General features: G+C 72.5%; 25 protein-coding genes. 9 read left to right on the top strand and 16 right to left on the bottom strand.

Features of this window, described 5'->3' with window-relative positions; genetic code table 11:
• Window positions 1-150: 150 nt before the first annotated feature.
• The 3 genes from nusB to AB0B33_RS06020 are packed head-to-tail and all read right to left on the bottom strand — an operon-like array spanning window position 151 to window position 2,298.
• Entirely contained in the window at window positions 151-606 is a 456-nt protein-coding gene (gene nusB, locus AB0B33_RS06030; RefSeq protein ID WP_247011652.1) for a transcription antitermination factor NusB, read from the bottom strand.
• A complete protein-coding gene (gene efp, locus AB0B33_RS06025) occupies window positions 606-1,169 on the bottom strand; it encodes an elongation factor P (protein WP_155542394.1) in 564 nt (187 codons plus the stop codon). Before efp ends, nusB begins: the two co-directional genes overlap by 1 nt.
• Window positions 1,170-1,209: 40 nt before the next feature.
• Window positions 1,210-2,298 (bottom strand): Xaa-Pro peptidase family protein, encoded by a 1,089-nt coding sequence (locus AB0B33_RS06020; protein ID WP_360767401.1) that lies wholly within the window; start codon window positions 2,296-2,298, stop codon window positions 1,210-1,212.
• A 63-nt stretch (window positions 2,299-2,361) separates the two neighbouring features.
• Between AB0B33_RS06020 and AB0B33_RS06015 the strand changes: the two genes are divergently transcribed.
• Entirely contained in the window at window positions 2,362-2,784 is a 423-nt protein-coding gene (locus AB0B33_RS06015) for a B-4DMT family transporter (protein ID WP_360767398.1), read from the top strand.
• Here the strand turns inward: AB0B33_RS06015 and AB0B33_RS06010 are convergent.
• From AB0B33_RS06010 to AB0B33_RS05965, 10 genes are all read right to left on the bottom strand, one after another.
• A complete protein-coding gene (locus tag AB0B33_RS06010) occupies window positions 2,781-4,250 on the bottom strand; it encodes a beta-xylosidase (protein WP_360767395.1) in 1,470 nt (489 codons plus the stop codon). The two genes, AB0B33_RS06015 and AB0B33_RS06010, sit on opposite strands and share 4 nt — an antisense overlap.
• A 509-nt stretch (window positions 4,251-4,759) precedes the next feature.
• Window positions 4,760-5,674, bottom strand: a complete 915-nt coding sequence (locus AB0B33_RS06005) for a GNAT family N-acetyltransferase (protein WP_360767392.1) — start codon at window positions 5,672-5,674, stop codon at window positions 4,760-4,762.
• The gene (gene aroQ, locus AB0B33_RS06000; RefSeq protein ID WP_247011660.1) at window positions 5,671-6,102 is read right to left on the bottom strand and encodes a type II 3-dehydroquinate dehydratase; all 432 of its coding nucleotides are present in this window, start codon (window positions 6,100-6,102) and stop codon (window positions 5,671-5,673) included. Before aroQ ends, AB0B33_RS06005 begins: the two co-directional genes overlap by 4 nt.
• A complete protein-coding gene (gene aroB / locus AB0B33_RS05995) occupies window positions 6,099-7,208 on the bottom strand; it encodes a 3-dehydroquinate synthase (RefSeq protein ID WP_360767389.1) in 1,110 nt (369 codons plus the stop codon). Before aroB ends, aroQ begins: the two co-directional genes overlap by 4 nt.
• A gap of 8 nt (window positions 7,209-7,216) precedes the next feature.
• The gene (locus AB0B33_RS05990; RefSeq protein ID WP_360767386.1) at window positions 7,217-7,738 is read right to left on the bottom strand and encodes a shikimate kinase; all 522 of its coding nucleotides are present in this window, start codon (window positions 7,736-7,738) and stop codon (window positions 7,217-7,219) included.
• Window positions 7,735-8,922, bottom strand: coding sequence for a chorismate synthase (gene aroC, locus AB0B33_RS05985; RefSeq protein WP_247011665.1), 1,188 nt, complete (start codon window positions 8,920-8,922; stop codon window positions 7,735-7,737). The genes AB0B33_RS05990 and aroC overlap by 4 nt, the downstream gene beginning before the upstream one ends.
• Window positions 8,923-8,970: 48 nt before the next feature.
• Entirely contained in the window at window positions 8,971-9,585 is a 615-nt protein-coding gene (locus tag AB0B33_RS05980) for an A24 family peptidase (RefSeq protein ID WP_360767383.1), read from the bottom strand.
• Window positions 9,586-10,362: 777 nt separating this feature from the next.
• Entirely contained in the window at window positions 10,363-11,004 is a 642-nt protein-coding gene (locus AB0B33_RS05975; RefSeq protein WP_360767380.1) for a zf-HC2 domain-containing protein, read from the bottom strand.
• Window positions 11,001-11,513, bottom strand: coding sequence for a sigma-70 family RNA polymerase sigma factor (locus AB0B33_RS05970; RefSeq protein ID WP_281506174.1), 513 nt, complete (start codon window positions 11,511-11,513; stop codon window positions 11,001-11,003). Before AB0B33_RS05970 ends, AB0B33_RS05975 begins: the two co-directional genes overlap by 4 nt.
• A gap of 5 nt (window positions 11,514-11,518) precedes the next feature.
• Window positions 11,519-11,887 carry a hypothetical protein gene (locus tag AB0B33_RS05965; RefSeq protein WP_360767376.1) on the bottom strand — a complete coding sequence of 123 codons (369 nt, stop codon included), beginning with the start codon at window positions 11,885-11,887 and terminating at the stop codon, window positions 11,519-11,521.
• Between the two features lie 105 nt (window positions 11,888-11,992).
• On the opposite strand from AB0B33_RS05965, the gene AB0B33_RS05960 reads away from it, so the two are divergent.
• Window positions 11,993-12,427, top strand: a complete 435-nt coding sequence (locus AB0B33_RS05960) for a Rieske (2Fe-2S) protein (RefSeq protein WP_247011671.1) — start codon at window positions 11,993-11,995, stop codon at window positions 12,425-12,427.
• Between the two features lie 72 nt (window positions 12,428-12,499).
• Here the strand turns inward: AB0B33_RS05960 and AB0B33_RS05955 are convergent, their stop codons facing one another.
• Together AB0B33_RS05955 and AB0B33_RS05950 are read right to left on the bottom strand one after the other, a co-directional pair.
• A complete protein-coding gene (locus AB0B33_RS05955; protein ID WP_360767373.1) occupies window positions 12,500-12,955 on the bottom strand; it encodes a PTS glucose transporter subunit IIA in 456 nt (151 codons plus the stop codon).
• Window positions 12,952-13,191, bottom strand: a complete 240-nt coding sequence (locus AB0B33_RS05950; protein WP_247011672.1) for a glucose PTS transporter subunit EIIB — start codon at window positions 13,189-13,191, stop codon at window positions 12,952-12,954. Before AB0B33_RS05950 ends, AB0B33_RS05955 begins: the two co-directional genes overlap by 4 nt.
• A gap of 244 nt (window positions 13,192-13,435) precedes the next feature.
• Here AB0B33_RS05950 and AB0B33_RS05945 point away from each other — a divergent pair, with 244 nt between their 5' ends.
• The 5 genes from AB0B33_RS05945 (at window position 13,436) to AB0B33_RS05925 (ending at window position 18,129) form a co-directional block, all read left to right on the top strand.
• Window positions 13,436-14,224 carry a GntR family transcriptional regulator gene (locus tag AB0B33_RS05945; RefSeq protein WP_247011673.1) on the top strand — a complete coding sequence of 263 codons (789 nt, stop codon included), beginning with the start codon at window positions 13,436-13,438 and terminating at the stop codon, window positions 14,222-14,224.
• Window positions 14,221-15,456 (top strand): PTS transporter subunit EIIC, encoded by a 1,236-nt coding sequence (locus tag AB0B33_RS05940; protein ID WP_360767368.1) that lies wholly within the window; start codon window positions 14,221-14,223, stop codon window positions 15,454-15,456. The genes AB0B33_RS05945 and AB0B33_RS05940 overlap by 4 nt, the downstream gene beginning before the upstream one ends.
• 39 nt (window positions 15,457-15,495) lie before the next feature.
• A complete protein-coding gene (locus AB0B33_RS05935) occupies window positions 15,496-15,762 on the top strand; it encodes an HPr family phosphocarrier protein (protein WP_013224593.1) in 267 nt (88 codons plus the stop codon).
• Between the two features lie 76 nt (window positions 15,763-15,838).
• Window positions 15,839-16,654 carry a serine hydrolase domain-containing protein gene (locus AB0B33_RS05930; RefSeq protein ID WP_360767365.1) on the top strand — a complete coding sequence of 272 codons (816 nt, stop codon included), beginning with the start codon at window positions 15,839-15,841 and terminating at the stop codon, window positions 16,652-16,654.
• On the top strand, window positions 16,651-18,129 hold the full coding sequence (locus AB0B33_RS05925; RefSeq protein WP_360767362.1) for an alpha/beta hydrolase: 1,479 nt from the start codon (window positions 16,651-16,653) through the stop codon (window positions 18,127-18,129). The genes AB0B33_RS05930 and AB0B33_RS05925 overlap by 4 nt, the downstream gene beginning before the upstream one ends.
• A gap of 301 nt (window positions 18,130-18,430) precedes the next feature.
• Here AB0B33_RS05925 and AB0B33_RS05920 read toward each other — a convergent pair whose 3' ends face one another.
• Window positions 18,431-19,363, bottom strand: a complete 933-nt coding sequence (locus AB0B33_RS05920) for a D-2-hydroxyacid dehydrogenase family protein (protein ID WP_360767359.1) — start codon at window positions 19,361-19,363, stop codon at window positions 18,431-18,433.
• Between the two features lie 182 nt (window positions 19,364-19,545).
• On the opposite strand from AB0B33_RS05920, the gene AB0B33_RS05915 reads away from it, so the two are divergent.
• Both AB0B33_RS05915 and AB0B33_RS05910 read left to right on the top strand, forming a co-directional pair.
• On the top strand, window positions 19,546-19,950 hold the full coding sequence (locus AB0B33_RS05915; RefSeq protein WP_360767356.1) for a hypothetical protein: 405 nt from the start codon (window positions 19,546-19,548) through the stop codon (window positions 19,948-19,950).
• Between the two features lie 25 nt (window positions 19,951-19,975).
• Window positions 19,976-20,635: a TetR family transcriptional regulator gene (locus AB0B33_RS05910; RefSeq protein ID WP_360767353.1), complete on the top strand. Its 660-nt coding sequence runs from the start codon at window positions 19,976-19,978 to the stop codon at window positions 20,633-20,635.
• Window positions 20,636-20,681: the final 46 nt, after the last annotated feature.

The following is a 20,681-nucleotide window of genomic DNA, read 5'->3' as shown; positions in this document are numbered from 1 at the left end:
GCCCCGCGCCGCAGGCCGGGACGCCGCGGCCGGTGCGTGCCCGCCGCCGATCCGAGTGACCGTCCGGACGTTCGAAAGGGCTTGTGCCGCAAGGGCCTTGAGCGCGAACCCAGCTGACCGGAACCGCCTGACCGGGGGGCCAGGCGGGGTCTAGAGAACGGCGCGCAGGCGGTCGGCGATGGTGCCGATCCGGCCCAGCACGCCGTTGACGAACCGCGGCGAGTCGTCCGTGGAAAGTTCCTTCGCCAGGCCGACGGCCTCGTCGATCGCGACCGGGTCCGGCACGTCCTCGGCCCAGAGCAGCTCGTAGACACCGACCCGCAGCACCGCGAGGTCGACCTTCGGCATCCGCTCCAGGGTCCAGCCCTGCGCGTGCTCGGCCAGCAGCTCGTCGATCGCCGCCCGGCGGGCGGTGACCCCTTCGACCAGGTCGATCGTGTAGTCCCCGATCGGGTCGACCTCGGTCGCTCCGACGCGGTCGGCCAGCAGCGTCACCGCGTCGGCGTCCCGCTGTGAGGCCTCGTACAGCATTTCCACCGCGCGACGGCGCGCCTGCCTGCGGCTGATCGCGCCGCCGCGGTTCGGGTGGGGTTTCGAAGTCGGCATCAGCTGGAGACGCGGCCCAGGTAACGGCCGTCACGCGTGTCGACCTTGATCTTCTCGCCGGTCGACAGGAACAGCGGGACCTGGATCTCCGCGCCGGTCTCCAGCGTCGCCGGCTTGGTGCCGCCGGTCGAGCGGTCGCCCTGCAGGCCCGGGTCGGTGTGCTGGATGACGATCTCGACCGAGGTCGGGAGCTCGACGTAGAGCGCCTCGTTCTCGTGCACCGCGACCTGGACCTCGGTGTTCTCGAGCATGTAGTTGGCGTTGTCGCCGACGACCGCCGCGAGCACGGTGATCTGGTCGTAGGTGTCGCCGTCCATGAACACGAAGTCCTGGCCGTCCTTGTACAGGTAGGTCATGTTCCGGCGGTCCACCGTGGCCGTCTCGACCTTCGTGCCCGCGTTGAACGTCTTGTCGACCACCTTGCCGGTGAGCACGTGCTTGAGCGTCGTGCGCACGAAGGCGCCGCCCTTGCCCGGCTTGACGTGCTGGAACGCGGTGACGGTCCACAGCTGGCCCTCGAGGTTGAGGACGAGCCCGTTCTTCAGGTCGTTGGTCGTGGCCACGAGCTTGCAGTCTCCTGTGTCTTCGGGTTCGGGGCCGCTGTCAGACGACCACGAGGTTCTTGGTGCTCAGGGTGAGGAGTTCGGGCTCCCCAGCCCGCACGACGAGCGTGTCCTCGATGCGCACGCCACCGCGCCCCGCGAGGTAGACGCCGGGCTCGACGGTGACCGCCATACCGGCGGACAGTGTACCGACGCCCGTCGCGGCGAAGCTCGGTGCCTCGTGGATCTGCAGGCCGACGCCGTGCCCGAGGCCGTGCGCGAAGTGCTCGCCGTGCCCCGCGTCCGCGATCACCCGGCGCGCGGCGGCGTCCACTTCGGACACTTCGGCGCCCGGCACGACGGCGTCGACACCGGCCGCCTGCGCCGCGTGGACGAGGTCGTAGACCTCCCGCTGCCAGTCCGCGGGCTCGCCGAGGACGAACGTGCGGGTCATGTCGGAGTGGTAGCCGTCGACGGTGGCGCCGAAGTCCAGCTTGACGAAGTCACCGCGCTCGAGCTCGGCGTGCGTCGGCTGGTGGTGCGGGATGGCCGAGTGCGCGCCGGCGGCGACGATGGAGGCGAAGCTGAGCGCCTCCGAGCCGTGCTCCAGCATCCGGTTCTCCAGGTCACGGGCGATTTCCAGCTCGGTCCGCCCGGGCCGGAGGCCACCCGCGGCGACCAGGTCGGCCAGCGCCCGGTCGGCGGCGGCGCACGCCTGGCGCAGCGCCTCGATCTCGGCTTCGTCCTTGACCACGCGCAGCTGCTCGACCAGGCCGGGCGTCCGCTGGAGCTCGACGCGCTGCCGGAGCGCTTCGTACTGCTCGACACTGACGTGCTGGCTCTCGAACCCGACCCGCGAGTAGGTCTTGGGGTCCTTCGCCGCCTTCGCGACGAGGGCGGCGGCACTGGCCCGGTCGACGACGGTTTCGAGGTCGGGCACCTCCCCGGCGGCCTGCGTGGTGTAGCGGCCGTCGGTGCAGAAGAGGGTCCGCGCGTCCCCGCCCGCGTGCACCAGCACGGCGGCGTTCGACCCGGTGAACCCGGTCAGGTAGCGGATGTTCAGCAGATCGGTGACCAGCAGCGCGTCCACACCGGCTCCGGTCAGGAGCCCGCGCAGCGCCGCGCGACGTCGTTCATGGGTATCCGGCACGCGTCCCACCCTAGTTGCCCGGCCGTCAGGTGACTGGCCAGTAGGCCGCCTACACTCCGCAAGATGAGCGCCTGGGTGATTCGCGGACTCGGGATGGCGGTGCTGCACGGCGCGGCCATCACCCTCCTCGCCAAGTACGCCGTCTACCACCCGACGGACCAGACGCTGGTGGTCTCCCTGGCCCTGGCAGTCCTGGTCGGCGCGGCGGCGCTGTGGAGCGCGCTGGACGCATGGCGGGGCCTCCCCGACCGCGGCCGGGTGTGGTTCATCGCGGCACTGGTCACGGGCCCGGTGGCGGGGATCCTGTACGTGATCGGCCGGGCGGTGTTCGTCGACCAGACGGGGGTGTCGGAACTCGGCGGCGCGTTGACCGGCGGGGCGGCGTTTTCGGCGTTGCTGGTGCTGATCCCGGCCGGCCTGGGGCTGTTCGTCGGCGGCCGGATCGGGCGTTCCCAGCCCCCTTCCGAGGACGGCGTGAGCTCCTAGCCCACCAGCGAGCGGCCCTTCGGGTAGCCGTCCCACTCGGCGGCGGTGATTGCGCGCGCGGCCGAGCCGTTGTTGCCGACGATGCCGCCGTCCGGGACCCGCCAGCGCTTCTTGTCGTCGAGCACGAACGCGAAGCCCTTGCCCGGCGCCTGCACGGCCTCCGCCCCCGAGCGCAGCCGCGCGGCGAGGGGAAGCGCCGTCACCGCAGCGGGCGCCTTGTCCAGGACCTCACCGGCCAGCGCCACCGCCACGGCGCGGCGGTCCACCCGGACCCGCACCCCCGCGCGGACCAGGTCCATCGTCCGCTCCGGCGACGGCATCGTGACGCCGTCGAAGGTCGCCGCCGTCCGGCCGGGGTCGCCGCACGCCTGGCTGCCCAGCAGGTCGAGCCCGAAGTGGCGCAGGTCGGTCGGGGCACCGCCGTTGGTGGTCGCGCGGACGACGTCGAACGGCACCCGCTCGCACGGGTCGGCCGACGACAGCGGCGCGTGCCCGTCGGCCCGGCGCACCAGCCCGGGCCCTTCCTTCCACGGCCCGGGGATCAGCACCGGCCGGAAGGGGTTCTCGGTGAAGTCCGGCGTCCAGAACGTGAGGGTCGTGCCGCCGTCGGTCTCGTGCGCGACGACGAACGCGTCCAGCGCGCCCACCCACATCAGGTCCGCGCTGAACCCGTCGACGATCGACCGCCCGCGCGGCGCCGCCGTCGACGTCACCGGCACGAACCCGCCGACGTCCAGCGCCTGCACCCCGGACCCGAACGCCGGATCGGCCGAGCGCAGCACGAACTGCCCGGCCCCGTTCCACCCCGCGGCGCGGCCGGTGGTGTCGGTGAACATCAGGTAGAACCAGCCGTCGAGGTAGACGACGGACGGCTGGCCGGCCCCGTAGACGTTCGCGCGGTGCACGTCGTGCGACGGCCCGAGGATCGGTTTCCCGCCCGCGGCGCGCGTCCAGTGCACGCCGTCGGGGCTGGTCGCGAGGCCGATGGCGTTGCCGAGCGCGTGCTCGCCCGCCGCGCCGGTGTAGTACAGGTAGTAGGTCGAGCCGACGCGCAGCACGGACGGGTCGCAGGTGTGCATGCCGTCGAACTGCCCGGGCGCCCCGGAGAAGACGGCCGCGGGGATTCCGCCACCCGGTCCGGTGAACGGCCCGTCCATGGATTGCGCCTGCGCGTAGAGGATGTCGTCGCCCGCGGGCCCGGCCCCGCCGTACTGGCTGCACCACCACATCCGCGTCTGCCCCCGATCGAGCATCACGGTGGGCCCGTAGTTGTAGACGGCATCCGCACCCCCGGCGGCGATCACACCCCCGCTTTGCCGCGGTTCCCCGGAAGCGAGCGCGACATCGGCGGGCCGCGGCGCGCTCCGGCCACCCGCGATGGCGGGCTGCTCCCCGGCGGCCTGCGGCTGGGCGTAACCCTCGGTGCAGCCCGCGACCAGCAGCCCGGCCAGCACACTGGCGAGCAAGGCACGAGCGGGTCGCCGACCCCCACGACGAAACGGGCGCACGACATCGGAGTGTAGCGAGAGTGGCCCCGTACGGGTGAGGACGCTCCCGCTCGACGGTCCCCCGATCGCGAGGGGCTGGGGCCCGGAAGAGGCTGGGGTGATCGAAATCCGGCTACCGGGCGTCACCCTCGACGGTGGTCGGTGGCGCTGCCAGCCGCTTCGGAGCATGGGGTCTCGCGAACGCGGCAGCGAGGGACCCGTCCGCCGGCACCCGGCGACGAGCACGGGCGGCTCGAGCCACGAGCGATCATGCGCGGGCGAAAGCCGGCAGGCTCAGCCCGGCCTGCTCGATCCGCGGTCGAGCACGGCGGGAACCCCGCTAGGGCGGCAGTCGCTCAGGACCGGCCCGGTCGATCCGCGGTGACGGCCCGGCTGAAGCCCCCGCCGTGCGGTCGGCTCGGCACGCCCCCAGGCATTTCCCGCCGGTGAGCCATCGCGTGCGGGCGCCCCGGGTACCCGCCGCCCGGTTACTTCTCCGGTGGGGCGCCCTCCGACGCGACCAGCTCCACCTCGAAGCCGGACTCGTTCTCGAGGTAGGCCGCGTAGTGGGCGGGGCCGCCCGCGTGGGGGTAGCGGTCCGCGAACAGCGGACGCCAGCCGTGGTCGGGTGCGCGGGTTGTCAGCGCGTCGACCTCGGTGCGGGTGGCCACGTGGAGCGCCAGGTGGTTCAGGCCCGGCCGGGTGCGTTCGTGGTTCGTCGCGCTCAGCGCCGGTGAGGCCTCCACCACCAGGTACGTCCCGCCGAGGCGCCAGCTGACGCCCGCGGGCCAGCGCTGGAACTCCCGCCAGCCCAGCTCACCCAGCAGCCAGCCCCAGCTTCGCTCCGCTTCGGCGAGGTCCGGGACCCACAGCTCGATGTGGTGCGGCCGTCCGTGGGCGGTGGGCAGGGTGACCAGGACCCGGTGGAGGTCGCCGTAGTGGATGCCGGAGCCGACGTCCAGGAAGCCCAGGCGCGCGGCCACCTTGCGGCTCGCCGCGTTGTGTTCGTGCACCAGGGCCCAGATCGCCGGGAGGCCGAGCACGCCCAGGCCGTGGTCGAGCACCGCCTGGGCGGCCTCGGTCGCCAGGCCCTGGCCGGCGTGGGCGCTCGCCACGTAGTAGCCCAGTTCGGGGACGCCGCCGGGCAGCTCACTCGACGGGCGCAGGTGCGCGACGCCGATCACCTCGCCGTCGCGCTCGATCGCCCAGTGGCCCTGGCCGGCCGGGCCGCGGTAGGTCAGGCGGCGGTCGACCATCGCGCTCGCCGACGCCGGGTCCGAGAAGTCCGCCGCGAAGAAGCGACTCATCTTCGGGTCGGAGAAGACCTTCACGACGGCTTCGCGGTCGGCCTCGACCAGCTGCCGCAGCGTCAGCCGCGACGTGGTCAACGTCGGCAGCGTCATCCCGGGTGGGCGGCGAGCCAGCGCAGGGCGAGCGGGTAGCCGTCGACGCCGAGGCCCGCGATCACCGCGGTCGCGATGTCCGAAAGCACGCTGTGGTGCCGGAACGCCTCCCGCTTGTGCACGTTCGAGATGTGCAGCTCGATCAGCGGGGCGGACAGCTGCGCGGCGGCGTCGCGCACCGCGATCGAGTAGTGCGTCCACGCGCCCGCGTTGAGCACCACCGGATGACCGCCGTCCGCGGCTTCGTGCAGCCAGCCGACCATTTCGCCTTCGTGGTCGGTCTGGCGGACCTCGACCTCGATCCCCAGCTCCTCGCCGGTCGCGACGCACAGCGCGGCGAGGTCGTCGTGGGTGGTCGAGCCGTAGACCGACGGCTCGCGCTTGCCGAGCCGGCCCAGGTTGGGGCCGTTGAACACGAACGCCTTCACAGGAGGATGCTCCCGCCGCTCCTCGGAGCGTCCGCCGCGATCGCCGAGTACGCGGCCGCCAGCAGCGACGGGTCCGGGCCCTCGAGCCGGCCGGGCTTGGCGAGGTCGTCGAGGACGACGAACCGCAGCACCCCGGACCGGGTCTTCTTGTCGCCCTTCATGGTTTCCAGCAGCTGCGGCAGCGCGTCGGCGTCGTACGTCGTCGGCAGGCCGATCAGCTTCAGCACCGACGCGTGGCGCTCGGCCGTCGCGTCGTCGAGGCGCCCGGCCAGGCGCGCCAGCTCGGCGGCGAACACCAGCCCGACGCTCACCGCGGCGCCGTGGCGCCACCGGTACCGCTCGCGGCGCTCGATGGCGTGGCCGAGGGTGTGGCCGTAGTTGAGGATCTCCCGCAGGTCGGACTCGCGCAGGTCCGCCGCGACGACGTCGGCCTTCACCTGGATCGAGCGGCGGACCAGCTCGGCCAGCACGTCGCCGCTCGCGTCGAGCGCCGCGGCCGGGCCGGCCTCGATCAGCTCGAGGATCCGCGGGTCGGCGATGAAGCCGGTCTTCACGACCTCGGCCATGCCGGCGACGAGCTCGTTCGGCGGCAGCGTCTCCAGCGTCGCGAGGTCGACGAACACCGCGCTCGGCTCGTGGAACACCCCGACCAGGTTCTTGCCGGCCTCGGTGTTGATGCCGGTCTTGCCGCCGACCGCCGCGTCGACCATGCCCAGCAGCGTGGTCGGCACGTTGATCAGCCGGACGCCGCGCATCCACGTGCCCGCGACGAACCCGGCGAGGTCGGTGACGGCGCCGCCGCCGAGCCCGACCACGACCCCGCGGCGGTCCAGCCCGATCCGGCCGAGCACCTCCCAGCAGAAGCTCGCGACGGTCAGCGCCTTGCCGTCCTCGGCGTCCGGGATCTCGACGCGGTGCGCGTCCAGGCCCGCCGCGATCAGCTCCTCGCGGATCGCCTCGGCCGTGGTCGTCAGCGTGGGCGGGTGGATCAGCGCGATCTTCGAGGCGTCGGCCAGCTGCGCGGTCAGGTCGCCGAGCAGGCCGCGGCCGACCACGACGTCGTACGGGTGGGCGGTGGCGACGGGGATGCGCACCGGATCGGACACGGGGTGACTCACTCCTTGGCTTCGGCGGGGGCGAGCCGCGCGGCGAGGTCCGCGACGATCTCGGCCGGGGTCCGCTCGTCGGTGACGACCTCGACGGTGGCGACCTCGCGGTACACGGGCACGCGCTCGTCGAGCAGTTTCTTGAACGTGGCGCGGGGGTTCACCCCGGCCAGCAGCGGCCGCGCGTTCGAGAGGCCGGTGCGCTGCACACCCGCGGCGAGGCCGACGTTGAGGAACACGACGGTGTGCTCGGCCAGCCGCGCCCGGGTGCCGGGCGTCAGCGGCGCGCCGCCGCCGAGGGAGAGCACGCCTTCGTGCTCAGCCAGCGCCGTCGCGACCGCTTCTTCTTCAAGCGCGCGGAAAGCGGGTTCGCCGTCCTCCGCGAAGATGTCGGAGATGCTGCGCCCGGTGCGCGCGACGATGTCGTCGTCGCAGTCGCGGAACGGCACGCCGAGCGCGGCCGCCAGCAGCGGTCCGACCGTGCTCTTACCGGAGCCGGGCGGCCCGACGATCACCGCGCGGGGGCTCACCAGCGCTCCTCGAGGGCCTTCAGGTACGCCTCGGCGTTGCGCTTGCCCTCGACCAGCGAGTCGCCGCCGAACTTCTCCAGCGCGGCGTCGGCGAGGACGAGCGCCACCACGGACTCCAGCACGACGCCGGCCCGTGGCACGGCGCAGACGTCGGACCGCTGGTGGATCGCGACCGCGGGCTCGCCCGTCTTGACGTCCACTGTGGACAGTGCTTTGGGGACGGTCGAGATCGGCTTCATCGCGACGCGCACCCGAAGCGGCTCGCCGTTGGTGATGCCGCCTTCGAGGCCGCCCGCGCGGTTGGACCGGCGGGTGACGCCGACCGGGCCGGTGCCGCGGTCGATCTCGTCGTGCGCCTGGCTGCCCCAGCGGCGCGCGGTGGTGAAGCCGTCGCCGACCTCGACGCCCTTCATCGCCTGGACGCCCATGAGCGCGCCGGCCAGCCGCGCGTCGAGCCGCCGGTCCCAGTGGACGTGGGAGCCGAGGCCCGGCGGGAGGCCGTAGGCGAGGACCTCGATCACGCCGCCGACGGTGTCACCCGCCTTCCGCACGGCGTCGACCTCGGCGACCATCGCGTCGGTGCCCGCCTGGCTGAACGCGCGGACCGGGCTCTCGTCGATGGCGGCCAGGTCGGCCGCGACCGGCAGCGGGCCCTCGGGCGCGTCCGCGCCGCCGATCGAGACGACGTGGCTGAGGATCTCGACCCCGAGCAGCTGCTTCAGGTAGTTGCGCGCGACGGTGCCGAGCGCGGTCCGCGACGCCGTTTCGCGCGCGCTCGCCCGCTCCAGGACGGGACGGGCCTCGTCGAAGCCGTACTTCTGCATGCCGGGCAGGTCCGCGTGGCCCGGGCGGGGCCGGGTGAGCGGTTCGTTGCGCGCGAGGCCTTCGAGCACCTGCGGGTCGACCGGGTCGGCCGCCATGACCTGCTCCCACTTGGGCCACTCGGCGTTCTCGATCTGCACCGCGACCGGGCCGCCCTGGGTGAGGCCGTGGCGCACGCCGCCGAGGAACTCGATGTGGTCGGTCTCGAAGCCCATCCGCGGGCTGCGGCCGAAGCCGAGACGGCGCCGGGCGAGCTGCTCGGTGACGTCGGCGGTGGTGACGGCGACGCCGGCGGGCATCCCTTCGAGCACGGCGGCCAGCGCGGGTCCGTGCGATTCACCTGCGGTGATCCAGCGCAACATGGGCTCAATCCTGTCACGGGCGCGGGGCGGGCCGGGACGTGCCTCCGGTCATGGCGCCCCCGGGAAGACGGCGCACAGCCAGGTGGCCGCGAGCAGGGCGGGACCGTGCGGGACGCGGGCCCGTTCCCGCGCGGCGGCGACGGCCAGGCTGAGCAGTGCGGCCAGCACCGCGGCGACCGGGAGGGCGGCCCAGCCCACCGCGCCCAGGACCGCGCCGAGGCTGCCGGAGAGCTTGACGTCGCCGGCGCCGAGGGTGCTCGTCCGGTGGGCCAGCGCGTGGGCCGCGCCGAACAGGACGGCGCCGATGGCCGCGCGGAGGGCCAGGGACGGGCCACCGCCACCGAGGGCCGCGGCTCCGATGGCGGCGCCGACGAGGGGGTAGGCGGGGAGGGTCAGCGCGTCGGGCAGGCGGAGGTGACGCAGGTCGGCGAGGGCCAGCGGGACGGCGACGGCGGTGAGGACGAGAGGTACGGGCAGCCACCAGGCCGGCCAGGCACCGGTGAGCCAGCGGGCGGTGGCCGCGGTGGTGGTGAGGGCGGTCAGGAGGGCGGCGAGGGCGAGCGGGATGGGGGCGTCGGCGCGGTCGAGGGCTCGTTTGGCGAGGGGCGCGGTGGCCGCTCCGGTGGCGGCCGCGGCGGTGAGGGTGAGGATCGTCGGGGGCATGGGTCCAGAGTGCTGCGACGGGGTTGAGCTGGGCAAATGCCGAGCGTCGCGAAAGGACCGTTCGTGCCGCCGCGGGCCGGATATCACTCCTGTGGGCGACGGCGAAGGGGCCCGAAGTGCGGCCCGGGAACCCCTGCGAGCGGTGCGGCGACGCGGGCGAACCGCGGCCGGGCTTGAGGTGGGCGAGGCCGAAGGGGCGGGCTCGGACGGCTGGGCATGAAGCGGCAGGGCTCGGAGCGGGCGGGATCGAAGCCGGGCGGCGCCGAAACGGCGGGGCTGGAAGCGCGCGGCTCAGGCGGGCGGACTCGACGCGACGGGCACCGAAGCCGCTCAGGCGGAAGCGGGCGCTCGAAGCAGCCGGGACCGAAGTGGGCGGCACTGAAGCAGCCAGGGCGGAAGCGAGCGGGATCGAGGTAAGCGGCACCAGGTGGGCGGGGCCAAGGCGGCGGCACTGAAGCAGCCCGGGCAGAAGCAAGCGGGATCGAAGTGAGCGGCACCGAGGTAGGCGGGGCCGAGGCGGCGGCACTGAAGCAGCCAGAGCGGAAGCAAGCGGGATCGAGGTAAGCGGCACCGAGGTAGGCGGGGCCAAGGCGACGGCACCGAATCAGCCAGAGCGGAAGCAAGCGGGATCGAGGTAAGCGGCACCAGGTGGACGGGGCCGAAGCCGCCACGACTGAAGCGGGCGGGATCGCGGCAGGCGGAACCGAGGCTGGCGCGGGGCCGCAAGCGAGTGGGTGGCTTGCCCGGGTCCCCCTGCGACCCGGGCGAACCACCCCGTCACAACGTCAGCCGCAGCAGCGCTCGCCCGCTCCCCCCGCGCACCTCCAGCGCCGCCAGATCCGACCTCTGCAAAGCCGTCCCGATCACGATGCGGGCCGTGTTGTCCGGGACCGCCTTCCACGTCGCCAGCTGGGTCTCCGTGCCCGTCCGGGAGATCGCCACCAGCACGTAGTCGCCACCACTGCGGCCGCCCGTGTAGCTGCACGACATGTCGACCTGCGTGCCCCACTCGAAGGCGTCCAGGCGGGCGTCCGCGCGGACCGGGAACTGGCCCAGCGCCGTCATCGCGATCGACGGCGGGGGCGAAGCCGCCGGCCACGACGCCACCACCGCCAGTGCCACGCACGCCGCCACCGCCAGCGCGGCCGACACCGACGTCACCGCGAGGCGGATGCGGCGGCCGCGGCGGACGCGGGCGAGGACCGCGGGCAGCAGGTCGGGCGGTGGCGGGCCGAGTTCGGGCAGGACCGCCGGGGTGTCGACGCGGGCCAGCAGGCCCGGGAGCCCCGCCATGTCGCGGACCGAAGCCGCGCAGTGGTCGCACGTGCGCAGGTGCTCCTCGAAGCGCTGGCGGTCCTCGGGGGACAGCGCCCCCAGCACGTAGGCGGCGTCGAACGCCGCGAACGGGTCTTCGCTCACTGGGTCACCCCCCTCTCCTCGAGCACCAGCCGCAACGCGCGCAGCGCGTAGTGGGTGCGGGACTTCACCGTTCCCTCGGCGACGCCCAGCCGCAGCGCCGCGTCCGCTACGGAATAGCCCTGGAAGTAACACAGGACCAGGACCTCGCGGTGCCGCTCGGACAGCTCGGCGAGCGCCTCCGCGACCAGCCAGCCCTGGACCGCGCGGTCCGTCCCGTCGGCGACGGCGAGTTCCGGTGGCTCGTCCGTCACCACCTCCGACCGGGACGACGCCGAGCGCCAGCCGTCGATCGCGATGCGCCGCGCCACCGTGAACAGCCACGCGCGGGCCGACCCCTGGGACTGGTCCAGCACCGCCGTCGAGCGCCAGGCGCGCAGCAGCGTCTCCTGGACGACGTCTTCGGCGCGGATCCGGTCGCCGGAGGTCAGGTGGAGCGCGTAGGACCACAACGCGGCCGCGTGTTCCTCGTGCAGCGCGCGCATCAGCGCCTCTTCGGCGACTTCCCCCACGGAACTCAGGCCGCGACTCGGCGCCGGTCCTTCACGAACAGCAGCGCCAGGCCGCCCAGGATGCAGACCGCCTCCGTGATGACGCCCCAGTACTCGGGCTGGCTGTTGAACTGGTCGTGGTTGCCGGCGAAGCCGACGGTCGCGGCCAGCACGTACGCGCCCAGCGTCAGCACGCCGAACCCGAGCGCGCCCAGGGCCGGCAGCCAGTGCCGCCAGGCCAGCACCGCGATCGCGAGGACCAGGCCGCCGATCGCGTCCAGCAGGAACAGCGGGCCGACGATGCCCGGGTAGTCCTCGGTCCACAAGAAGTAGTGCACGCCCGCCGAGCCCAGCAACGCGGCCGCCACGACGATGCGCAGAACCCATCCCACCATGATCGTTCCTCCACTCCACACCCACTCGGCTACATACACGGAACAGGGGCCGATCCGGTTCACCGCGGATTGAACCGATGCGGTGTCGATCTCGTTGGTAAGGGCATGACTGCCGAACTGCACTCCCGCCGCACCGTCCTGACCACCGGTGCCGCCGTCGCCGGTGCCGCCGTCGGCGCCGTCGCGCTCACCGCCTGCTCCTCGGACGACGCCAAGTCCGGCACCGCGCAGGCGCCGATCGCCGCCGGAACACCACTGGTCGCGCTCGCCGACGTCCCCGTCGGGGAGGCGAAGGCGGCCAAGGCCCCGGACGGCTCCGACGTCATCGTGGCCCGGCCGTCCGAGTCGGCCGCCGCCGCGTTCAGCGCGATCTGCACGCACCAGGGCTGCACCGTCGCCCCCAAGGGCGCCGACCTGATCTGCCCCTGCCACGGCTCCGTCTTCAACGCGCTGACCGGGGAAGTCAAGCAGGGACCGGCGAACAAGCCGCTGCCGAGCGTGCCGGTCAAGGTGGAGAACGGGAAGGTCGTCACCGGCTGACGAGCCGGGGACGCCGAAGGGCCCTTGCGGACGAGCACCGTCCACAAGGGCCCTTCGCGTGACAGAAAGTCCTCAGGCGTCCCAGGCGAACAGCTTTTCGCCCGCCGCGACGTCGCGCTCGGCGTCCAAAGCGGACAGCACGTCCGCCGACGCGTCCAGCGCGACCACCGGGACGATCGCCGAGTAGCCCGCCGCGGTCACCGCTTCCGGGTCCCAGCTGACGACCGGCTGGCCGGCCCGCACCTGCTCGCCCTTGACGACGTGCAGCGTGAAGCCCTCGCCCTTCTCCTTGACCGTGTCGATGCCCAGGTGCACCAGCACGGCCTTGCCGTCCTCGGTCGCGATGACGTAGGCGTGCGGGTGCAGCGTGGCGACCGTGCCGTCGACCGGCGCCACCGCGTCCGAACGCCCGCCCGTGGGCTGCACGGCGATGCCCGGGCCCACCATGGCCTGCGCGAACACCGGGTCCGGGACCTCGGTGATCGGCACCACGCGCCCGGCGACCGGGCTGAGGACCTCGAGGCTCACAGCAGGTCCTCGATGTCGCTGGCGATCGTGTCCGCCTCCGGCCCGACGATCACCTGCAGGGCCGAGGACCCCATCTTGACGACGCCCATCGCGCCGGCCTTCTTCAGCGCCGCTTCGTCGACGAGGCTCATGTCCTCGACCTCGCAGCGCAGCCGCGTGATGCACCCCTCGACCTCGGTGAGATTGCCCGCGCCGCCGAGTGCCGCGAGGATCTTTTCGGGCCTGTCATCCGCCATCGCGGTCTCCTTGATCACTGTTTGTTCCCAACCTGACGCGAACCGCGTGTCCACCTGTACTACGCCGTTCGTCGGCATGCACCCCGCCGCGGGCCACGAACGGATAACGGTGGGTTGACACCCGTCCGCGCGGCGGAGCATCCTGCCCCATCAGATCATTGGTCTAGACCGGAACGTACCAATGTTCCGGGCCGGACGCGAGCACCGGTCCCCCGGTGACACGAGAACGAGGAGGGTGACGCCGATGAGCGCGGCCGCGCACGTCCCGCCACCCGACCGGGTCGTCAACGGGCCCACGCCCAAGCACGCCCAGCTGCGGGAAATCCTCCGCCGCACAGTGGAGCGGGAGCTCCCGCCGGGTGCGCCGATCCCGTCGGAACGCGAGCTGGCCCAGCGCTACGGCGTGTCGCGGCTCACGGTCAGATCGGCGATCGGCAAGCTGGTCGAAGAGGGTCTGCTCGCCCGGGTCCGCGGCAAGGGCACCTTCACCGCGGCCCGGCGGATGGAACTGCAGCTCTACCTCATGTCGTTCACCGACGACATGAGGCGGCGGGGGCTGACCCCGACGACCGAGGTGGTCTCGGCCGCCACCGAGGTCCCGCCCACCGCCTCGGCCCACGCCCTCGGCCTGGCCGAGGGCACTCCCGCGCACCACCTGGTGCGTTTGCGCCACGCCGACGGCGTTCCCCTGGCCGTCGAGCGGGGCTGGTACCACGCGGGCCGGGCTCCCGGCCTGCTCGAGCTCGACCTGACCCAGTCGCTCTACGCGCAGCTGGCCGAGACGTACGACGTGCGTCCCGACCAGGCGTGGCAGACGGTCTGGGCCGAAGGAGCGGATCGCGAGACGGCCCGGCTGCTCGGCATGCGCGCCGGCAGCCCGCTGCTCGTGTTCCGCAGGGTCTCCAGCGCGAACGGCGACCCGATCGAAGACATCACTTCCTGGTACCGGGGAGATCACTACCAGGTGACCATGCAGTTGGACCGGAACACCCCGGAACCCGGTCAACCACCCCACTATGGAGGATCCAGATGAGCTCCACCACCGCGGAGGGGGCGAAGAAGAGCGGCAGCGGTCTCGCCGGTCTTCAGCGCTTCGGCCGTAGCCTCATGCTCCCCATCGCCGTGCTCCCGGCGGCGGGCATCCTGCTGCGGTTCGGGCAGGACGACATGCTCGGCAAGGACGGCCTCGGCTGGAACAAGGTCGCCTCGGTGCTGGGCGCCGCGGGCGGCACGCTGTTCAACTGGCTGCCGCTGCTGTTCGCGGTCGGCATCGCGGTCGGCTTCGCCAAGAAGGGCGACGGCTCGACCGCCGTCGCGGCCGTCGTCGGCTTCTTCGTCTTCAGCTCCGTCGTCCAGGTCTTCGCCCCGCTGAGCGACCTGCCCGGCTACAAGGCGGGCGCGACCGAGCTGGCGCCGATCAAGTGGCCGTACTCGGTGCTCGCGGGTGTCGTGGTCGGCATCGTCGCGGCGCTGCTGTGGCAGAAGTACCACCGCATCAAGCTGCCCGCCTACCTGGCGTTCTTCGGCGGCCGCCGGTTCGTCCCGATCATCACCGCGGTGGTCATGGTGATCCTCGGCGTGCTCTTCGGCCTCGTCTTCCACTGGGTCGACCAGGGCATCCAGGCCGCCGGTGACGCGGTCACCGCCTCCCCGATCGTCGGTGGCGGCATCTACGGCGCGCTGAACCGCCTGCTCATCCCGGTCGGTCTGCACCAGCTGCTGAACGTCCCCGTCTGGTTCATCTTCGACGGCGGTGACATCAACAACTTCGTCGCCGGCAAGATGTCGGCCGGTGCGTTCACCACGGGCTTCTTCCCGATCTTCATGTTCGCGCTGCCCGCGGCCGCGCTCGCCATCTGGCAGACGGCCCGCCCGGCGCAGAAGAAGGTCGTCGGCGGTGTGATGATCGCCGGCGCGCTGACCTCGTTCCTCACCGGTGTGACCGAGCCGATCGAGTTCTCGTTCATGTTCGTCGCGTGGCCGCTGTACCTGTTCCACGCGATCATGACCGGCACCTCGCTGGCGATCTGCAACGCGCTGGGCATCCACCAGAGCTTCAACTTCTCGGCCGGCGCGATCGACTACCTGCTCAACTTCGGCGCCCCGGCGGCGCAGAAGCCGTGGCTGCTCATCCCGATCGGCCTCGTCTACGCGGTGATCTACTACTTCGTGTTCCGGTTCGCGATCATCAAGTTCAACCTGCGCACCCCGGGCCGCGAAGACGACTCGATCGAGGCCGACCTCGACCGCACCGCCGCCGCGTAACATCCGTATCGACGTAGTACCCCGTTAGAGAGGACGAACATGCCGGAGAAACGCGTCGCCGTGGCGAGCAAGGTGGGTCTGCACGCCAGGCCGGCCGCGCTGGTGGCGAAGGCGGCCGCGGCGCAACCCGTCGCGGTGCAGATCGCCAAGGCCGGCGGGAGCCCGGTGGCCGCCGGCAGCGTGCTCAACCTCATGACGCTCGCCGCCGGGTACGGCGACGAGGTCGTCATCAGCGCCGAGGGCGAAGGCGCCGAGGAGGCCGTCGAAGCGGTCGCCCAGCTCGTCGCCACCGACCTCGACGCCTGAGGCAGCGAAACCCGCGAAGGCCCCCGCACCGGTCCCCGACACCGGTGCGGGGGCCTTCGTTTCGTAGGGTGGGCGCATGGAGAGCCTGCGCCTGATCGACGAGTGGCCGGTGGACAACGCCGCGACGGCCGTGGTGTCCGCCGACGGGGCCGTGCAGGGCCGCCACGGCGACACCGCGCGGAAGTTCCCGCTGGCCTCGGTCAGCAAGCCGCTGACCGCCTACGCCGCGCTGATCGCGATCGAAGAGGGCGTCGTCGAGCTCGACACCCCGGCCGGGCCGGAGGGCTCGACCGTGCGGCACCTGCTCGCCCACACCTCCGGGCTCGCGTTCGACACGCACAAGGCGATGGCCGAGCCAGGCACGCGGCGGCTCTACTCCAACGCCGGGTTCGAGCAGCTGGCCGACGCGCTCGCCGAGCACTCCGGCATCCCCTTCGCGCAGTACCAGGCCGAAGCGCTGTTCGCCCCGCTCGGGATGACTTCGACCACCTTGACGGGTTCGCCCGCGTCGGGCGCGGTGTCCACAGTGGACGACCTGGTCGCCTTCGCCGCCGAGCTGCAGGCACCCGAGCTGCTCGACCCCGCGACCGTCGCCGAGGCCACGAACGTCGTCCTCCCCGGCCTGTCCGGCGTGCTGCCCGGCTTCGGGCACCAGAAGCCGAACGACTGGGGCCTCGGCTTCGAGATCCGTGACCACAAGAGCCCGCACTGGACCGGCGCGAACAGCTCGCCGCGGACCTTCGGGCACTTCGGCCAGTCGGGCACGTTCCTCTGGGTCGACCCGGCCGTGGGCGCGGCCTGCGTCGCCCTCACCGACCGCGCGTTCGGCCCGTGGGCGGCCGAGGTCTGGCCGCGCTACACCGACGCCGTGCTGGCGGAATTGGGCGCGTGAAGCGGGTCCTCCTCGCGGCCGTTCTGCTGGTGGCCGCCTGCAGCGCGCCCCAGGCCGCGCCGGTGCCAGCTCCCTCGCCTTCGCCGCAAACCGCTCCCCCGGCGCTGGGCACGAACGGCGCCGCCGTACCCGCGCTGCGCTGGACGCCGTGCCACGGGCCGTTCCAGTGCGCGGGCGCGGCCGTGCCGCTGAGCTACCGCGAGCCGAAGGGCGCCTCGATCACGCTCTCGGTGATCCGGCTGCCGGCGAGCGACCCCGGACGGCGGCTCGGCTCGCTGTTCTTCAACTTCGGCGGCCCGGGCGCGGACGGCGTCGGCGAGCTGACGCGCTTCGCCGCTCGCTACCCCGACGAGCTGCGCGCCCGCTTCGACCTGGTCAGCTTCGACCCGCGCGGGATCGGCGGCTCGTCACCGGTCAGCTGCCCCGGCGCCGACCACCTGCCGCCCGCCGGGTCGCCGCTGCGGCAGCCGGACGCGTTCTTCGCGGCGAGCGCGGCGACCGGCCGGGCCTGCGCCGCCTCGGGTGCCCTGCTGAGCCATTTGTCGACCGCGAACGTGGCGCGGGACCTGGAGCTGCTGCGCCAGGCCGTGGGCGACCCCGCGCTGAACTTCTACGGCTACTCCTACGGCACGTACCTGGGCGGGACGTACGCGAACCTGTTCCCGGACAAGGTGCGCGCGATGACCCTCGACGGCACGCTCGACCTCGTCGCGAACGCCACCGGGAAACCGGGCCAGGAGCAGCAGCCGGTGGACGTCCGAGCCGACGTCGCCGGGGCTCAGCAGCGGGAGCTGGACGAGTTCTTCGCGGTGTGCGCCGCCGCCGGGCCCCGGTGCGCGTTCTCCGCGGGCGACCCGAAGCAGCGGTTCGCCGGGATCTTCGCCCGCGCGTCCCGCGGCCAGGGCGTCGGCTCGCTGATGCGGACGGTCGACACCGCGCTCTACCAGTCGGGCCGGTGGAAGCGGCTGGCCCAGACCCTTTCCGCGATGCCGTCGGACCCGGGGCCCGCCGCGCCGGTGCTGGACCCGTACGTGCCGACGCACTCCGCCGGGTTCCTGGCCGTCCAGTGCGTCGACAGCGACAACCCTTCTTCGGTCGCCGATTACACCGCGCTGGCCGCTCGCGAGAGTGCGCGTCAGCCGTACTTCGGGCTGGGGTCGGTGTTTTCGATGGCCCAGTGCGTCGGCTGGCCGGCCCACGACGCCGATCGGTACACCGGGCCGTGGAACCGGGCGCGGAAGAACCCCGTGCTGGTGCTGAACAACCGGTTCGACCCGGCGACGCCGCTGCACAACGCGGAAGCGACGGCGGCGGAGCTGGGTGACGGGCGGGTGCTCGTCGTCGAGGGTTACGGCCACACGTCCCTCGACGCGCCCAGCGCGTGCGCCTCGGCGGCGGTCGTGCGGTACCTGACGGAGCTGAGCGCGCCGGCCGCCGGGACCACCTGCGCGCCGGACGCGGTCCCGTTCTCGTGAGCCGCTGACCGGAATCCGGTAGAACGCCCCGGGCCGAGGGGGCCGCCGGCCACCAGCGTCACGGCCGCGCCGGCCTTCGCGGAAGGGCAGTGGCCCGCGACGACCTCGTGAGTGGGAAACAGTGTTCCAACCCTGTTTCCCACTCACAACCCGGGCGCACGCGTCGTTCAGCCGAACGGACCCGCCGACAGGGTCTTTGGACCCTGCCGGGGGCGCCGCGCGGGTGGTGTCATGGTTCTCGTGCGGGCCCGCCGCCGGGCCGGTGCGGGGACCTCGGGCCCCGGCGGGCCGCACGCCAAAGCTAGTCCATCAGCCGGATCGGTTCCCCCGCCTGGTAAGCCGCGATGTCCTCGACCGCGTCGCCGTAGAAGATCTCGTAGGTCTCGCGCGCGACGAAGCCGAGGTGCGGCGTCAGGACGGCGTTGTCGAGTGTCCTCAGTGGATGGTCGGACGGGAACGGCTCGACGTCGTAGACGTCCAGCGCCGCGACCCGGATCTCGTTGCGCCGCAACGCGTCCACGAGCGCGTCCTCGTCGACGATCGGGCCGCGCGAGGTGTTCACCAGCATCGCGCTCGGCTTCATCGCGGCGAGTTCGGGCGCGCCGACGAGCCCGCGGGTGCGGTCGCTGAGCACCAGGTGGATCGACAGCACGTCCGACCGCGCGAACAGCTCCTCTTTCGACACCGCCGTGACGCCGTGCGGCTCCGCCTTCTCCGGCGTCAGGTTCTGGCTCCAGGCGATGGTCTCCATCCCGAACGCCTGCCCGATCTTCGCCGCACCGGCGCCGAGCCTGCCGAGGCCGAGCAGGCCGAGCGTCTTGCCGTGCAGCATGGTGCCGACGGTCGTCTGCCAGCCACCCTCCCGCATGGACCGGAACTCCCGCGGCAGGTTCCGCGCCGCGGCGAGGATCAGCGCCCAGGTGTGCTCGGCGGTCGGCTCCCCCAGGTAGCCGGTCTTGGACACGACGACGCCGTTGCGCCGCGCGGCCGGGACGTCGATGGCCGCGTTGCGCGGGCCGGTGCTGACCAGCAGCTTCAGGTCCGGCAGCCGGTTCAGGACCTCGGCCGGGAACCGGGTGCGCTCACGCATCGCGACGATCACTTCGAAGCCCTGCAGCTGCCCCACGACGTCGGTGAGGGGCTCGGTGAAGACCGTGATGTCGGCCTTCAGCGAGTCCCAGTCACCGAAGGTCAGGGCGACGTCCTGGTAGTCGTCGAGGATCGCGATGCGCATGACCTCACCGTAGTGGGACGACGACGTCCCCGCGGACCAAGCGGTGATCGGCGGCGTCGTTCAGCCGGGCCGGCCAGGTTGCCCGGGGTGACATCGCCGGAGTCGGCGTGACCCGACTCTCTTGAACGCGTTCAAAAAGCGCGCTACCGTCTTCCTGAACACGTTCAAAACTTGGAGGAACCATGGACCCCGTCGTCCTCGCATACGCGCTCTACCTGCTGATCAGCATCCCGCTGACCGTTCTCGTGGCCCGGACGCTGAGCAAGCACGGCCGCACCTTCCTGACCGAGGTCTTCGCCGACAGCCCGGGCCTCGCCACCGCCGTCAACCAGCTGCTGGTCGTCGGCTTCTACCTGATCAGCCTCGGGTTCGTGACACTGTTCCTGACCAGCCGGGCGACCGTGCTCAGCGCGCGCGAGGTGTTCGAGCTGCTCTCGGTGAAGGTCGGCGTGGTCGCGCTGATCCTCGGGGTGATGCACCTGACGAACGTGCTGATCTTCAACGGCATCCGCCGCCGCCACCTGGCCCCGAAGCCCGTGCCGGCGCCCCTCCCCTATCCGGGGATGCCGCCCTTCCCGCAGCACTGACGGAACCGGCGCTAACGTGCAGCCCGTGGCCAAGAGCGAGGAAACGCGGTCCCTGATCGTCACGACCGCGATGCGGCTGTTCACCGAGAACGGCTACGACCGCACGACGATGCGCGCTATCGCCGCCGAAGCGGGCGTCTCGGTCGGCAACGCGTACTACTACTTCTCGTCGAAGGAACAGCTGATCCAGGGCTTCTACGACGAGATCGCCCGGCAGCACCTCGAGACGGCCCGCCCCCTGCTGGCCGGCGAGCAGGCGTTCGCGGCGCGCCTGCGGGCGGTGCTGTTGTGCTGGCTGGACATCGCGGAGCCCTACCACCGCTTCGGCACGCAGTTCTTCGTCAACGCGGCCGACCCCGAGTCGCCGCTGAGCCCGTTCAGCGACGACTCGTCGGCCGCAAGGGAGGCGTCGATCGGCCTGATGCGCGAGGTCATCGACGGCTCGGACGTGAAGCTGGACCCGGAACTGCGGGCGCAGCTGCCGGAGTTGCTGTGGCTGTACCAGATGGGCGTGGTGCTGTTCTGGGTCCACGACCGGTCGGCGGGGACGAAGCGGAGCCGGATGCTGGTGGAGCGGAGTGTACCGCTGCTGGCGCGGGTGGCGGCACTGTCGCGGCTGCGGATCTTCCGGCCGGTGAGCCGGGAGATCGTGGACCTGATCCAGGAACTGTCTAAGCGGGAGTAACACTCCGCGGCCGGTGCGCGACCCTTTTCACGGCCTGTACGCCTGC

Origin of the sequence: Amycolatopsis sp. NPDC049159, assembly GCF_040648295.1 — a bacterium.
Taxonomy (GTDB): Bacteria; Actinomycetota; Actinomycetes; order Mycobacteriales; family Pseudonocardiaceae; genus Amycolatopsis; species Amycolatopsis pretoriensis_A.
This window is presented reverse-complemented; position numbering and strand designations above follow the sequence as displayed.